Source organism: Clavibacter sp. AC415 (assembly GCF_979252985.1).
This window is the reverse complement of the sequence record NZ_CEEDAR010000015.1, coordinates 74,011-88,412: the sequence shown is the minus strand read 5'-3', so window position 1 is coordinate 88,412 and position 14,402 is coordinate 74,011. Positions and strand designations below refer to the sequence as shown.

The following is a 14,402-nucleotide window of genomic DNA, read 5'->3' as shown; positions in this document are numbered from 1 at the left end:
TCAGTCGAGACGCAGGACCGCCACCCCGAGCGGGCGGCAGATGTCGTAGAGCTTGGCGAAGCCGTCCACGTCGTCGAACCACCATCGGTAGTCGGGGTCCGGCACGAGGTCGCCCGCGCCGATCCGATCGCCGAAGAGCACCACGGCACGCCGCCCGGCGGCCTTCCGCGACGGGTACGCGAGCCCCTCGAAGCCCGCACCATGAGCGGCCGCCGCCCATGCGACGGTGTCCGGGTAGTCGGCCGCGTCCGTGGCGCACACCTCCTCCACGGCGACACGCAGGGCACGGGGGCCGCCACCCACCAGCGACGCGAGCCGGAGGTCACGCCGGACGACGAGGCGCGAGCACCGCCGCCCGGTGACCTCCCGTCCCCCGACGACACCGCCGGCGAGAGGCACGTCATGGAGGACCGTCTCGCAGACCGCCACGTCCTCCGTGTCCCCGGCGTAGAGGACCGGGACGATCGGGTCGCCGAAGAAGGCGAAGCGCGTCGGTGCTCCCGCTCCCGGGTTGAAGGCGTCGGGCGCGAACCGCGCAGAGTGGATGCGATGGAGGCGCGAACCGGCCGCGACGACCTCCGGGATCGCGGTGAACGGCGACGGTGGCGCGGGCACGCTCACCAGGCGACGGCCCAGGCGCGCGCCGCGGCGTCGAGCACCGTCTCGGGGTCGTCGAGGTGATCCACGGGTCGATGCGCCGGGTCGCGGAGGTAGGTGGTGGGGCGGTAGAGCCACGCGACCACGTCCCGGGAGTCGAGGTCGTGCTCGGCGCCGAGCGCGATGAGCCGGGGGACGACGGGCCGGACGCTCCCCGCCTGGAACTGGAAGCCCGGGTACACGTACCTGTTCGTGCGCCGGAGGCCCAGGACCCTGCCCGCCTTCCGCAGATCGCTCGCGTACGCGCGCGTCGGCCGGGCTCCGAGCGCCTCCGAGACCTCGACGCTCGTGAGGAAGCCGTGCTCCGCCTCGATGCGCCGCCAGAAGAGCTCCGTGTCGTTCGAGGCTGCTGACCACTCCCGTGGGCAGGGGCTCGGCCTGCCGCGCGAGGACATCGGACAGCACGGCGGTCTCCGTGAAGATCGCGGTCTGCCGGGCGATGAACCGCTCGAAGTCCGTCCCCGAGTCTCGGGTCACGGCGCGGCTGAAGGCCTGGAGCGTCCTGCGCTGATCGGTGGTGAGAGCGGACAGGGCGGAGGTGCTCCGTGGTTCGCGGGGCTGGGCCTGGGACATGGGACTCCGATCCTGACGGGAGCATTCTATCGTCAGGAACGTCAGGCACGCCGAGATCCGTCCAAGGCAGAAGGGCGCGCGCACCCTCCGCGCGGGAACCGGTGGTCGTCGCCCTTGACGCTCCCCGGCACCCGTCGCCAGCATGGGCGCATCCGCTCCACCCGCGGCTCGAAGGAGAGACCCATGCCCATGATCTTCGTGAACCTGCCCGTCACCGACCTGGAGCGCGCGAAGGCGTTCTACACGGCCGTCGGCTTCACCGTGAACCCCGCGTTCACCGACGAGAACGCCGCCTGCATCGTGGTCGAGGAGGACCACAGCTGCCTCATGATCCTGACGCGTCCCCTTCTTCCAGTCGTTCACCGACCAGCCGCTCGGCGACCCGTCGACGGCCGTGTCCGCGCTCACGTCGGTGAACCTCGACAGCCGCGAGGAGGTCGACACGGCCGTCGCCGCCGGGCTCGCCGCGGGCGGCACCGAGGCGCGACCGGCCGCCGACTACGGCTTCATGTACCAGCGTCAGCTCACGGATCCCGACGGGAACATCCTCGAGATCGGCCACATGGACCCGTCGTTCGCCGCGCACGGCCCGGACGCGACGCCGCCGCAGGGCTGACCCGCCGACGCGGGGTCCGCGACGAACACGCGGGATCGCTCATCCCAGCCCGGCGAGCCGCGCGAGCCCCGCGCGGCAACGCGCGGAGTGCTCCGCGTAGAGGTCCGGACGCCGCTCCCGGGCCCACCGCGTCACGTCCACGAGGTGCAGCGCCGTCATCGCGACGAGCGTGCGCTGCGCCTCGGCGTCGTCGAGGCCGGCCGCGGCCATGAACGCGTCGTGCTCCGCGGCGGTGACGGATCCGTCGAGGTGCGTCCACGCCGTCACCCGGCGGGCGTCGGTCCACGGCGCGGGCCCGGTCTCTGCCGCTCCCCAGTCGATGAGGACCGGGGCGGCGCCCGGCCCGCGGGACAGGAGGTTCCGCGGCGCGAGGTCGCCGTGCGCGAGGCCGTGGTCGAACGGCGCCCGGGCGAGGGCGGCGAACCGCTCCCGCAGCCAGGGGAGGGCGTCCGCCGGGTAGGCGCCGTCGCGGAGGAGCGGGTCGTCGCCGTCGAGCGACGCACGGCCGTACGCGACGTGCGCCTCCCAGGCCGCGGGCAGGTCGCGCCCGAAGCGCGTGAAGAGCGTGTCGGGGGCGTCGGCGGGGTCGACGCGGCCGACCGCGCGGGCGAGGCGGCCGAGCTCCGTCCACGGGTCGGCGACGGGATCCGCGTGCGACGGGACGAAGGCCTGCACGAGGTAGGGGACGCCGTCCCGGATCCCGCGCTCGAGGACCGCGGGGACCGCGATGCCCGCACGGGCGGCGGCGCTCGCCGCCCACTCCTCGACGGGGAACTCGTCCGCGCGCCGCGCATCGGCCGGGAACCGGACCACGACGTCGCCGCCCGTCCGCGCGACGCGGTACGTGCGGTTCACGGATCCGCCGGGCAGCTCCCGCGCGTCGCCGGGCGCGGCGCCGATGCGGCGGAGGATCCCGTCGAGCGCCGCGGGACGCGCGTCGTCGCCCGGGGGAGCGACCCGTTCGGCGTCCGGCCGTCCACCACGCGCGCGCCTAGGCCAGCGTCCGCAGGAACGCGCGGATGTCGTCGGCCAGCAGGTCCGGCTCCTCGTGCGGCGCGAAGTGCCCGCCGCGCGGCATGGTCGTGTACCGGACGACGTCGTAGGTGCGCTCCGCCCAGCTCCGCGGCGGGTGCACGAGGTCGTGCGGGAACACCGCGACGGCGGTCGGCACCCGCACGCGGCCGACCGGGGTCGTGCGGCCGGACGCGTGCTCGTAGTAGGGGCGGAGCGAGGTGCCGATGGATCCCGTGAACCAGTAGAGCGAGGCGAGGGTCAGCAGGTGGTCGTCGCTGAAGCGCGTGGACACGTCGCCGCCGCAGTCGCTCCAGGCGCGGTGCTTCTCGAGGATCCACGACAGCAGCCCCACGGGCGAGTCCTGGAGCGCGGGCGCGAGCGTCAGCGGACGCGTCCGCTGCTGGTGCTCGTACGCGCCCTCGTCCGCGTGCCACGTGCGCATCTCGTCCTGGTGCGCGCGCTCCGCGTCGGTGAGCGTCGACTCGTCGAGGTCGGCCGGCGCGGCGACCGCCATCAGGTGGATCCCCGCCACCGCCTCCGGGTGCGCCTCCGCCAGCCGCGACGTGATCCCCGCACCGAGGTCGCCGCCGTGCGCCGCGTACCGCGCGAAGCCCAGCTCGTCGGCCATCAGCCGGTGCCAGAGCTCGTGCGTCTGCTCGTCGATCCGCGGTCGCGCCGGCGAGAACGGGAAGCCGGGGAGCGCGGGGACGACGACGGTGACCGCGTCCGCGGCGTCGCCGCCGGAGCGCGACGGCTCCGACAGCCGCTCCGCGAGCCCCACCAGCTCGAGCGCGGTGCTCGGCCAGCCGTTGGTGAGGATCACCGGGAGGCGCCCGGGACGCTCGGCGTCGAAGCGGAGGTAGGAGACCGGGGTGCCGTCGAGGTCGGCGACCGCCCAGGGCAGCGCCCGGATCTCCCGCTCCCGCGCCCGCCAGTCGAACCCGTCCGCCCATACCCCGGCGAGGCGGCGCAGGAGGGCCTGGTCGGTGCCGGCCTCCCACGCCGCGACCGGCCACTCCGGGGCCCAGCGCGTGCGGCGGATCCGGTCGCGGAGATCGTCGAGGTCGGCGTCACTGACGTCGAGGGGGAGCGGGTCGGTCATGGTCGGTCCTGACGTGGCGGGCGGGCGCGGTGCCCCCATGATCCGCGCGCCGCCGCCGGGGGTCCTCAGGTCCGCCGCCGCCGTGCCATCACCGCACGCTGCAGGAGCACGAACACCAGCAGGATCCCGCCCGTGATGATGGTGGTCGCCTCCGGCGGGATGCCGCCGTCGCGCGTGATGAGGACGTTCATGAGGCCGAGCACCAGCGCGCCGACGACCGAGCCGAGCACGAAGCCGACGCCGCCCGTGAGGAGGGTGCCGCCGATGACGGTCGCCGCGATCGCGTCGAGCTCCCAGCCGATGCCGGTGATGTTCTGCGCGCTGCCGAGGCGGGCCGTCGATGACCGACGCGAGGCCGGCCAGGGAGCCGCTGATGACGTAGACGGCGAGCTTGGTGCGCCGCACGGGCAGGCCCATGAGCGCGGCCGACTGCTCGGAGCCGCCCGTCGCGTAGACGGTGCGGCCGAGGCGGGTGCGGTGCAGCACGAAGAACGCGACGCCCACCACGACCAGCGCGATGAGCACGCCGGGCGTGGTCACCACGTCGTTCACCTTCGGGCCGTCGACGACCTTCATGTTCGTCGCGAGCGAGGCGCAACGGCGAGCTCGTCGTCGAGGCGCTCCGGCACGGTGCTGAGGATGGACGCGAGGCCGCGGCCGAGGAACATCATCGCGAGGGTCGCGATGAACGGCTGCACGTCGAAGTACTGGATCAGCACCCCGGAGACGACGCCCGAGGCGGTGCCGATATCGAGGATCATCAGCACCATCGCCGCCCACGGGTTCCAGCCCGGCGTTGGCGAGCAGCACGCCGGCGACGCTGCTGACGGCGACGATCGCGCCGACGGACAGGTCGATGCCGCCCGTGAGGATCACGAAGGTGAGCCCCACGGCGAGCACGATGACGTGCGCGTTGTTGATGAGCAGGTTGGAGAGCGTGGCGGCCTGCAGGATGCGGCCGTACGCGATCTCCCCGTAGGCCAGCATCGCCAGCAGGATCACCAGGGCGGCGACCGTCGGGCAGCGAGTCGAGGCGGATGCCGGAGCCGTCGGCGCGGAGGGCGCGGCGCGGTGCCGGGTCCCGGCGCGGGCGTCGGGGCGAGGGGCGGGCGGATCGTCGTGGCGCTCATGCGGGCACGGCCTCCTTCTCGGTCGGCACGGGGGCGGGTGCCGCGGGGCGGCGCCTGCGTGAACAGCGCACGGACGCGCTGCGATTGCAGGAGGCAGAGCGCCACGATCACGATCGCCTTGAAGGCGGGCGTCGCCGAGGAGGAGATGCCGAGGAACACGACCGTCTTGTCGAGGTGTCGACGATGGAGCGCCCCGACGGACGCCCCGAGCAGGTGGAACTTGCCGCCGGCGAGCGAGGTGCCGCCGATGACGACGGCGAGGATCGCGTCGAGCTCCAGCTGGTAGCCGGTGCGGGAGACGTCGACCGTCGCATGACGCTCGCGGTGGCGAAGATCCCGGCGACGCCCGCGAGCAGGCCGCTCGCGATGTAGGCCGTGAACAGGAGCGCCCGGCGGTCGAGCCCGGCGAGGCGCGCGGCCTGCGGGTCCATGCCGATCGCCTCGATCATGAGGCCGAGCGCGCTGCGGCGCACCAGCACGGCCACGCCGATCGTGATGAGCACCGCCAGCAGGAACACCACCGGCAGCCCCACGAGGTAGCCGTTCGCGATCCAGCGGAACGGCTCGTTGGACGCGGCCGTGTTCTGCCCGGCGGTGATGACCTTCGCCAGGCCGCGGCCGGCGAGCGTGTCATCAGCGAGGAGTGCTGATCGAACGGCTGCAGCCCGCGACGGAGGAACGAGCATGCCGTTGACGGCGCCGAGGATGACGCTGATGAGGAGCGCCAGGCCGATCGCGCCGAGCGCGACGCCCCAGCGAGTCGGATCCCGGCGGCCTTCAGGAACTCCATGGAGACGGCCCCGGCGACGACCATGATCGAGCCGACGCTCAGGTCGATGCCGCCCCGGTCGCGATGACGAGGCACATGCCCACGGCGATCATCAGCACGGGCGCGGCGGCCCGGAGGATGTCGACGAGGTTGCCGACGAGGTTCCCCGTCTCGGGGTTCGCCGACAGGGCGGGGTCGCCGGGGTCCTTGGCGACGTTCACGGCCAGCAGCAGGATGATCGCCACCGAACCCCAGAACCAGGGCCGGTGCAGCAGGTCGGCGAGCGGGCGGGCGGGCGTGGTCGTGGTGCCGCTGCATCAGGCGGGCCTCCTCGGCGGATGCGGATGCGGATGCGGATGCGGGGTCGCGGGCGGGGTCCGGCACGGCGTCGAGGTCGACGTCGGACACCCCCTCCTCCGCGATGGTGGTCACGATGGACTCGGCCGTCACGTCCGGCCCGGCCTCGAGCTCGGCGATCTTGCGGTGGTCCTTGAGCACGACGATGCGGTCGCTGAGCCGCACCACCTCCTCGAGCTCCGAGGAGATGAAGACGACGGCGACGCCCGTGTCGGCGAGGGCCGCGACCTGCTCCTGGATCTCGGCCTTCGCGCCCACGTCGATCCCGCGGGTCGGCTCGTCGAGGATCAGCAGCTCCGGCTCGGTGGCGAGCCACCGCCCGAGCAGCACCTTCTGCTGGTTGCCGCCGGACAGGTTCCGGATGGGCCGGTCGGGGTCGGCCGGGCGCACGTTGAGCTCGGTCAGGTACTTGGAGACGATGCGGTCCTTCTCCTTGGCCGACAGCGGCCGGGCCCAGCCGCGCTTCGCCTGCACGGCGAGCACCAGGTTCTCCCGCACGCTGAGGTCGCGGATGATGCCCTCGTCGCGGCGGTTCTCGCTGGAGAACGCGATGCGCCGCTTCAGCGCCTTGGCGGGCGAGGTGATGGCGACGGACGCGCCGTCCATCGTCGCGGATCCGGAGTCGGGCCGGTCGACGCCGTAGAGGAGGCGCGCGAGCTCGGTGCGGCCGGATCCGAGGAGGCCGGCGAGGCCCACGACCTCGCCGCGGCGCAGCTCGATGTCGGTCGCGTCGAGGGAGACCCTTCCGGCCGATGCCGGTGGCGCGGTAGACGGGCTCGCCGTCGGCGACCCGCCGGCTGTCGCGCTCGCGGTCGAGGGAGCGGAGGGCCTGCAGGTCCTTGCCGATCATCTGGGCGATGCGGCCGGCCCGGTCGATGTCGCGGGTGAGGTGCTCGCCGACGCGCGTGCCGTTGCGGAGCGCCGGTGAGGCGGTCGCTGATCGCGAACACCTGGTCGAGGAAGTGGGAGACGAAGAAGGATGGCGACGCCCTCGTCGCGGAGGCGCCGCATCACGCGGAAGAGGCCCTCGACCTCGTCGGCGTCGAGGCTGGAGGTCGGCTCGTCGAGGATGAGCACCTTCGCGTCGATGACGGTGGCGCGGCTGATGGCGACCAGCTGCTGCAGCGCGAGGCTGAGCGAGGAGAGCGGGGTGCGCGGATCCAGGTGGCCGAGCCCCACGCGGGCCAGCACCTCGGAGGCGGCCGCGTGCGTGCCCTTCCAGTCGATGCCGAACCGGCCGCGGCGCTCGTCGCCGAGCATGAGCTCGTTCTCGCCGATGGTGAGGTTCGCGCAGAGGTTCACCTCCTGGTACACCGTGGAGATCCCGGCCGCCTGCGCGTCGGCGGTGCCGGTGAGGCGCCGCTCGGCGCCGTCGACGACGACCGTGCCGGAGTCGATGCCGTAGACGCCCGTGAGCGCCTTGATGAGCGTCGACTTCCGGCGCCGTTCTCGCCCATGAGCGTGTGGACCTCGCCGGGGAAGAGGCGGAGGTCGACCCCGTCGAGCGCCTTGACGCCCGGGAAGGAGATGGTGATGCCCCGCATCTCGACGATGGGGATGGGTGCCTGCATGGCGCGTGCTCCTTGTCTGCCGTCGGCGCCGGCTGCGTGCGGCAGCGGGCTCTCGACGGGCGGGGGCGGCGGGGCGGATGATCCGCCCCGCCGCCGGGTGTGCCGTGCGGACAGGGCTGGACTGCCGGTCGGGCAGCGCGGTGGCGGCCTTCTCGGGGGAGTCGAACGTGTCCGACGGGACGACGATCGAGGACTCGACGCTCTCGCCGGCGAGCAGCGACTTGACGGCCGTGAGGGCGGTGTCGCCGAACAGCGGGTTGTACTCGGCGACGAAGCTGAGCTTGCCGTCGGCCAGGGCCTGCAGCGCGCTCTTGGTGCCGTCGATGGTCGCGATCTTCACGTCCTGGCCGGGCGTGAGGCCCGCCTCCTCGACGGCCTGGACGGCGCCGAGGCCCATCTCGTCGTTCTGCGCGAAGACCATCTGCACGTCGTTGGCGTTCGACTTCAGCACGGTCTCGAAGACGCTCTTGGCCTCCTCGGTCGACCAGTTGGCGGTCTGCGCGCCGACCTTCGTGAAGGCGCTGTCGGCGCCGATGACGTCGTTCCAGCCCTCGTTGCGCTCGTTGACGACCGAGACGCCCGCGGGGCCCTCGAGCGTGAAGTACTTGCCGCCCTCGGGCAGCGCGGTCTTCGCCCAGTCGGCGACCGACTCGCTCACGGCGATGTTGTCGGGCGCGATGCGGGTCGCGTAGAGCGAGGTGTCGTCCGGCTCGATGCCGCGGTCGATGAGGACCACGGGGATCTCGGCCTCCTTGGCGCGCTCGAGCGAGTCCTCCCAGCCGGAGCCCTCGGTGGCGGACAGCAGGATCACGTCGACGCCCTCGTCGACGAACGACGTGAACGCGTCGATCTGCGACTTCTGGTCGTTGTTGGTGGCGGGGGCGTACTTGAGGTCGAACCCGGCCTCCTTCGTGAAGGTGTCCTGGATGTTCTTCTCGTTGGCCTGGCGCCAGGCGCCCTCGGGGCCGACCGCGACGAAGCCGACGGTGGCGGGTCTCGCCGCCGCTGTCGGCGGCGCCGCCGGCCGTGGATCCGGTGCCGGAGTTGCTGGAGCAGGCCGCGAGGCCGAGGGCGATTACCCCGGTCTGCGGCGATGGTGGCGATGCGCCTCTTCGTGGACATGTATCTCCTCCGAGCAGATGGTCCGGACGGCTCCGTCCCGCATCCCGGCCCTCGGGGGCCGGTCGTGCTGCGGATGCGCGGGGCGCTGCCGCTGTCCTCGGATGTTACCGGTAACAGTTTCCGCAGCGCAAAGCATCCGTCACCGGGAACATCCGCATGGCGGCGCGCGAAGGGTCAGCGGCGGGGCGGCGCGTTCCGCGGATCGGACGCGCCGGGGCAGGTCCGGCAGCGGGAAGTCGTCCTCGTCCTCGTCGTCGCCCGGCGCCGCGATCAGCTCCACGATGGTGTCGACCGTCACGCCCTGGCCCGTTGCTCAGCTCGCCGATCTTCTCCCGGTCCTCGAGCACCACGATCCGGTCGCTCACGCGCACCAGCTCGTCGAAGGCCGAGGAGATGAACACCACCGCGACGCCCTCCAGCGCCAGCTGCGCGATGTGCGCCTGGATGTCGACCTTCGCCCGGATGTCGACGCCCCGGGTCGGCTCGTCGAGGATCAGCACGCGCGGCCGGATCGCCAGCCAGCGCGCGAGCAGCACCTTCTGCTGGTTGCCGCCGGAGAGCCGGCCGGCCGGCGTCGCGGGATCGGCCGGCGTGATGCCGAAGTGCTCGATGTGCCGCTCCACGAGGTCCTCGCGCTCGGCGCGGGACAGCGGGTGCGCCCAGCCGCGCAGCGCCTGCAGCGCGAGCACGATGTTCTCCCGCACGCTGAGGTCGGCGATGAGGCCCTCCGCGCCGCGGTCCTCCGCCGACAGGGCGACGCGGTTCCGCAGGGCGTCGGCCGGCCGGTCGATCACGATGTCGCGGCCGCCGAGGGTCACCACCCCGCGGTCGGCGCGGTCGGCGCCGGCGAGCAGGCGCGCGAGCTCGGTGCGGCCGGATCCGCGGAGCCCCGCGATGCCGACCACCTCGCCCGGGTGCAGCTCCAGGTCCACGGGCCGCAGCATGCCGCGGCGGCCCACCCCGGCGGCGCGGTAGAGCGGCGGCCCGACGGGGTCCACCCGGTGTGCGCGCCGCTCCGAGCCGATGCGCTTCAGGTGCGCGACGTCCTTCCCGATCATCCGGGCGATCACCTCGGCCCGGTCGATCTCGTGCGGCAGGTAGTCGCCCTCCTTCACGCCGCCGCGGAGCACCGTCATCCGGTCGCTGAGGGCGAGCACCTGCTCGAGGAAGTGCGAGACGAACAGGATCGCGACGCCCTGGTCGCGGAGCCGCCGGATGACCCGGAAGAGGCGTGCCACGTCGTCGGCGTCGAGGCTGGAGGTGGGCTCGTCGAGCACCAGCACGCGCGGCCGGTCGACCATGGCGCGGGCGATGGAGACCAGCTGCCGGTTGGCGGGGAGAGGTCGGCGAGGCGGTCGCGGGGATCCAGCTCCGCGAGCCCGAGCTCCGCGAGCATCGCGGCGGCGCGGGCGTGGGTGGCGCGCCAGGAGATCCCGAGGCGGTGGCGCAGCTCGTGGCCGAGCATCACGTTCTCGCCGACGCTCAGGTTCTCGACCAGGTGCGACTCCTGGAACGCGGCCTGGATGCCGAGCGCCCGGGCGTCCGCCGGCCCGCCGAGCCGCACGGGCTCGCCGTCCACGAGGATCTCGCCCGCCTCGATGCGGTGCACGCCGAGCAGCGCCTTGATGAGCGTCGACTTGCCCGCGCCGTTCTCGCCGAGGAGCGCGTGCACCTCGCCGGGGTGCAGGTCGAGGTCGACGCCGTCGAGCGCCACGCCGTTGGGGAAGGCCACGGTGATGCCCGTCATGCGGACGGTCGGGCCGGCCGCCGTGCCGGGCCTCCCGGGGCGCGCGGGCGTGCCACCCGCGGCGACCGTCGGGCCGGTCGGGCGGATCCTCGTCGATCCCCGTGCGTGACGCACCTGGTGCTCCTCGGGCTCGGGCCCTGGCGGCCGCGTGCCGGGCGGCGCCCGGCTGGCTCGACTGTAGCGGCCGTCCGGCGGACGGGCGAGGCCGGAGGTGCGGCCGCCTCGGCCGGCCGGCGGCGGATCGGCGCCGGGCCGGTCCGTCCGGCGCCCGGATCAGTCCGCGCGGCGGGCGGCGGCGCTGGAGTCGCGCACGACGAGCTCGGCGGGGATGCGGCTGGACTGCGGGATCTCGCGCCCCTCGATCGCCGCGATGAGCACGTCGACCACGAGCGCGCCGAGCGCGGGGAAGTCCTGCCGCACGGTGGTGAGCGGCGGGAGGAGGCGCCGCGAGACGGGGAGGTCGTCGAAGCCGACGATGCTCAGGTCCTCCGGCACGCGGATCCCGCGGTCGTGGAGCCCGTGGATCACGCCGAGCGCCATCTCGTCGTTGGCCACGAACACGGCCGTGTACTCCGGGACCGTCGTGGAGGCCCTTCGCGAAGTCGTAGCCGAAGTCGCTCGACCAGTCGCCGATGACGATGGGCCGCTCCCGCAACGCCCCACGCCCGGGTGCGCGTGTGGAAGGCGCGCTCGCGGGCACGCGCGTCGAGCCAGTCGAGCGGGCCCGAGAGGTGCAGCACGTCGCGGTGGCCGAGGCTCGCGAGGTGGTCGACCGCGAGCCGGGTGCCCGCGGACTGGTCCACCGACACGGTGAGGAACGCCGGGTCCTTCTCGGCCTTCACGACGAGCGTCGGCAGCCCCGTCGTGATGGTGCGCAGCACGGCCACCGACGACGACCGCGGCGCGACGACGCAGAGCGCGTCGATGCCCTGCCCGGTGAGGTGGCGCACCGCCTCCTCGGGCGTCGCGTCCTCGTCGTCGCGCAGCGCGAACGACGCGACCGAGTAGCCGCCGTCGCGCGCCGACCGCTCGATGGCGCGGAGGATGCTCGACGGCCCGAACTCCACGGCGCTCTCGATGAGCACGCCGATGCGCAGCGCCCGCTGCGTGACCAGCTCGCGGGCCGCGCTGTTCGGCCGGAAGTCGAGGCTCGGCGACCACCTCGAGCACGCGCTGGCGCGTCGACTCCTTCACCTGCGGGTGCCCGTTGAGCACGCGCGACACGGTCATGTGGGAGACGCCGGCCCGCTCCGCGACCTCGCGGAGCCCGAGCCGCTCGCCGCCGCTCCTGACGCTCACCCGCACTCCATCCGGCATCCTCCGAGGCGGCGACGGACGTCGCGCCCGCCGGGTCGCGGGCTGGTCGGATCTCCCATGCTGGGCACACCCTACCGGGGGGCCTCCCGGCCGCACCCTGTGCCCGCGGCGCTTCCGGGTACGCGGCCGACCATCCGCCAGGGGGCATGCCCGTGCTCCCTCCGAGGGACGCCCGCCCGTGCAGCCGTTCGTACGGTGGGGGCATGAGGGCGCGTGCGACGACGATCACGAGGGCGCGGTGGCGCTCGCTGATCCTCGGTGATCGCGGCGGTCGTGCTCGTCGTCGCGGCGCTGAGCGCGTGCTCGTGGGCTGCTCTCCGCCACCGCCCGAGGCGGCGGTCGCCAGCGTGGAGGCCCTGCGGACTCGGCTCGTCGCGGTGGACGGGGTCGCGGAGGTCGAGACGTCGCTGTACCCGCGCGACTACCGGGAAGCGGGCGACTGGACCGCGTCCGTCGAGGTCACGGCCGGGACCCCGGACCTCGACGTGGCCGCCGCCGTGCGGGGCGCACTCGGCGACGGCGTGACCGCGGCCCGGCTCGACCTCTCCCTCGAGGTCCCGGACGGCTCCGGGATCGCGGGCGTGACCGTCGACCCGCAGGTCCCCGACGACGTCGCCGTCGCCGACGCGTGGCGCCGCATCCCCGGCGCCGCCTCCGTGCACCTTCGCTCGAAGCGGCGGCCGCTGGGTCGTCCTCCGCGAGGGCACGACGGTCGCGGAGGCGGCGGACCGCTTCCGTCCGATCCTCGGCGACGGCCTCGTGGTGCTCCAGGACGAGATCGTCTCGGTCGGCGTGACCGCCACGGCACCGGGATCCGCGCTCCTGTCCGCGATCGACGCGCTCGCGGCCCGGGCGGGCGTGACCGGCGTGTACTCCACGCCCGGACCCGACCTGGGCCTGAGCCGCGGTCACCGTCGAGACGGACGACGTCGAGCCGGTCGCGGCCGTCCTCGCCGCGACGGTCGACGAGGCGGCGGATGCGGGCAGCTCCCCGCGGACCGCCTTCACCGTGCGGACCGCGTACGCGTCGGACCGCTCGTCCGACGACGAGCGGGAGGTCACGGGCTGGGTCGGCCTCCCCATCGGCTCGCCCGAGCCCGCCGACCTGCCGCAGCCGGTCGAGCCCGAGGCGCCGGCCGATCCGCCGATGCCGGACGCCCCGCCCGTGCTCGTCGACGTGGCCGCCCAGGAGGCCGGGGTGCGCGCCTTCCTCGAGGCCGCCATCGCCGTCGCCGGCGTGCCGGCCGAGGTGACCGCGGAGGCCACGACGTGCGCGGACGGCTCCGCGGCGACGCAGGCGACGGGCCGCGTGCTCATCCCGGTGTTCACCGTGATGGACGACGCCCAGGCCCCCTTCGACGCGATCACCGGCGCGTGGGCCGACGCGGGCTTCGTGCCGAGCGGCCGCGCCATGGGCCGCGACTTCTGGTCCGCCGGCGACGGGCGGGCCGACGGCGTGGCGTCGGCCAGCATCCGCGGCACCGCCGAGGGCCTCAGCATCTCCGCCGAGTCGGTGTGCGTGCGCTGACCGGCAGCGCTGGGCCTAGCTGATGCGTCGGCCGGTCACGCGGGGCCTCCGGTGCTCCCGGGACCTCGGGGACCCGATCCTGGGGCGTCGAAGGAGCTCGTCGGCGCCGACGCGGAGGCCCTCGCGCACGATCGCGCTCCGGCCGCCGAAGGGCGTGCACCGGTAGTCGCGCGTGATGCCGGCGGCCTCCGCGAACGCGTCGGGGTTGAACTCCGGATCCTCGTAGCCGAGGCACTGCGCCACGACCCACATCACGTTGACGCGCACGCGCTCGGCCTCCTCCTGGGAGAGGCGGGAGGGGGCGGATCCGGGGGAGCCGCCGTCGTCGGAGCCGGAGCCGTCTGCCGTCGCCGCTGGGCGCGTGCGCGGTGCCCGTGGCGCGGTACGGCGCCTCGGACCAGTCATGCGCGCGGATCTCGACGGCGAGGTGCCGCTCGCGCGCCGTCAGCGCGCCGCGCACGGCATCCCCGGACGCTCGACGGGCGTCACAGCGCGTCGAGGAGCGCGGCGCACGCCATCTCGCAGCGCCGGCACTCCTCGGAGCAGATCCGGCAGTGCTCGTGCATCTCGCCGTGCCGGGCGCACTCGTCGGCGCACGCCCCGCAGGCGGCGATGCAGAGTTCGAGCGCGAGGCGCGTGATGTCGACGCGGTCGGCGCTGTGGCGGGTGAGGGTGTCGAGGGTCGCGGCGCAGATCTCGGAGCAGTCGAGGTCGGCGCTCACGCACGCGGTGAGCTCGGCGACGCCCTCCTCGGAGAGGCACGCGGCGGCGCAGGCCGAGCAGGCCGCGGCGCACGCCCCGCACGCGTCGATGCAGGCGGCGAGCACCTCGAGGTCCAGGTCGCCGCGGTCGGCGGGCGAGGTGCGGAGCAGATCCAGCGTCGTGCTCATGGGGTTCCT

General features: G+C 74.2%; 13 protein-coding genes and 6 pseudogenes. 3 read left to right on the top strand and 16 right to left on the bottom strand.

The window, feature by feature from the left end; all coding sequences use genetic code 11:
* Together ACZ411_RS06765 and ACZ411_RS06760 are read right to left on the bottom strand one after the other, a co-directional pair.
* On the bottom strand, nt 1–621 hold the full coding sequence (locus ACZ411_RS06765) for an RES family NAD+ phosphorylase (RefSeq protein WP_104345001.1): 621 nt from the start codon (nt 619–621) through the stop codon (nt 1–3).
* Entirely contained in the window at nt 618–1,052 is a 435-nt protein-coding gene (locus ACZ411_RS06760) for a hypothetical protein (protein WP_464169640.1), read from the bottom strand. The genes ACZ411_RS06765 and ACZ411_RS06760 overlap by 4 nt, the downstream gene beginning before the upstream one ends.
* Between ACZ411_RS06760 and ACZ411_RS06755 the strand changes: the two are divergent.
* Together ACZ411_RS06755 and ACZ411_RS06750 are read left to right on the top strand one after the other, a co-directional pair.
* Nucleotides 970–1,482, top strand: a pseudogene (locus ACZ411_RS06755) (hypothetical protein); the annotation flags it as partial. The gene ACZ411_RS06760 and the pseudogene ACZ411_RS06755 overlap by 83 nt on opposite strands.
* Nucleotides 1,483–1,624: 142 nt before the next feature.
* The gene (locus tag ACZ411_RS06750; protein ID WP_464169639.1) at nt 1,625–1,846 is read left to right on the top strand and encodes a hypothetical protein; all 222 of its coding nucleotides are present in this window, start codon (nt 1,625–1,627) and stop codon (nt 1,844–1,846) included.
* Nucleotides 1,847–1,885: 39 nt separating this feature from the next.
* Here ACZ411_RS06750 and ACZ411_RS06745 read toward each other — a convergent pair whose 3' ends face one another.
* The 12 genes and pseudogenes from ACZ411_RS06745 to ACZ411_RS06690 all read right to left on the bottom strand — a co-directional run.
* Nucleotides 1,886–2,716 (bottom strand): aminoglycoside phosphotransferase family protein, encoded by an 831-nt coding sequence (locus tag ACZ411_RS06745; RefSeq protein WP_464169618.1) that lies wholly within the window; start codon nt 2,714–2,716, stop codon nt 1,886–1,888.
* A gap of 121 nt (nt 2,717–2,837) precedes the next feature.
* Nucleotides 2,838–3,941: pseudogene (locus ACZ411_RS06740) on the bottom strand (epoxide hydrolase family protein); the annotation flags it as partial.
* An 86-nt stretch (nt 3,942–4,027) separates the two neighbouring features.
* Nucleotides 4,028–4,243 carry a hypothetical protein gene (locus ACZ411_RS06735; protein WP_464169616.1) on the bottom strand — a complete coding sequence of 72 codons (216 nt, stop codon included), beginning with the start codon at nt 4,241–4,243 and terminating at the stop codon, nt 4,028–4,030.
* Nucleotides 4,244–4,364: 121 nt separating this feature from the next.
* Nucleotides 4,365–4,538 (bottom strand): annotated as a pseudogene (locus tag ACZ411_RS06730) (ABC transporter permease subunit); the annotation flags it as partial.
* Between the two features lie 661 nt (nt 4,539–5,199).
* Complete coding sequence (locus ACZ411_RS06725) at nt 5,200–5,778, bottom strand: ABC transporter permease (RefSeq protein WP_464169427.1); 579 nt, start codon at nt 5,776–5,778, stop codon at nt 5,200–5,202.
* Between the two features lie 473 nt (nt 5,779–6,251).
* Nucleotides 6,252–7,789 (bottom strand): annotated as a pseudogene (locus ACZ411_RS06720) (sugar ABC transporter ATP-binding protein); the annotation flags it as partial.
* 247 nt (nt 7,790–8,036) lie between these two features.
* Nucleotides 8,037–8,717 (bottom strand): annotated as a pseudogene (locus tag ACZ411_RS06715) (substrate-binding domain-containing protein); the annotation flags it as partial.
* 298 nt (nt 8,718–9,015) lie between these two features.
* The gene (locus tag ACZ411_RS06710) at nt 9,016–10,149 is read right to left on the bottom strand and encodes an ATP-binding cassette domain-containing protein (protein ID WP_464169425.1); all 1,134 of its coding nucleotides are present in this window, start codon (nt 10,147–10,149) and stop codon (nt 9,016–9,018) included.
* Nucleotides 10,044–10,658, bottom strand: coding sequence for an ATP-binding cassette domain-containing protein (locus tag ACZ411_RS06705; protein WP_464169423.1), 615 nt, complete (start codon nt 10,656–10,658; stop codon nt 10,044–10,046). Before ACZ411_RS06705 ends, ACZ411_RS06710 begins: the two co-directional genes overlap by 106 nt.
* Nucleotides 10,659–10,931: 273 nt before the next feature.
* Entirely contained in the window at nt 10,932–11,213 is a 282-nt protein-coding gene (locus ACZ411_RS06700; RefSeq protein ID WP_464169614.1) for a substrate-binding domain-containing protein, read from the bottom strand.
* On the bottom strand, nt 11,183–11,743 hold the full coding sequence (locus ACZ411_RS06695; RefSeq protein ID WP_464169637.1) for a type 1 periplasmic-binding domain-containing protein: 561 nt from the start codon (nt 11,741–11,743) through the stop codon (nt 11,183–11,185). Before ACZ411_RS06695 ends, ACZ411_RS06700 begins: the two co-directional genes overlap by 31 nt.
* A gap of 76 nt (nt 11,744–11,819) precedes the next feature.
* Nucleotides 11,820–11,975: pseudogene (locus ACZ411_RS06690) on the bottom strand (LacI family DNA-binding transcriptional regulator); the annotation flags it as partial.
* A 1,009-nt stretch (nt 11,976–12,984) separates the two neighbouring features.
* Here ACZ411_RS06690 and ACZ411_RS06685 point away from each other — a divergent pair.
* Nucleotides 12,985–13,503 carry a hypothetical protein gene (locus tag ACZ411_RS06685; protein WP_464169421.1) on the top strand — a complete coding sequence of 173 codons (519 nt, stop codon included), beginning with the start codon at nt 12,985–12,987 and terminating at the stop codon, nt 13,501–13,503.
* 15 nt (nt 13,504–13,518) lie between these two features.
* Here ACZ411_RS06685 and ACZ411_RS06680 read toward each other — a convergent pair whose 3' ends face one another.
* Complete coding sequence (locus tag ACZ411_RS06680) at nt 13,519–13,908, bottom strand: hypothetical protein (RefSeq protein ID WP_464169419.1); 390 nt, start codon at nt 13,906–13,908, stop codon at nt 13,519–13,521.
* A gap of 80 nt (nt 13,909–13,988) precedes the next feature.
* Nucleotides 13,989–14,393, bottom strand: a complete 405-nt coding sequence (locus ACZ411_RS06675) for a four-helix bundle copper-binding protein (protein ID WP_464169417.1) — start codon at nt 14,391–14,393, stop codon at nt 13,989–13,991.
* Between the last annotated feature and the right edge of the window lie 9 nt (nt 14,394–14,402).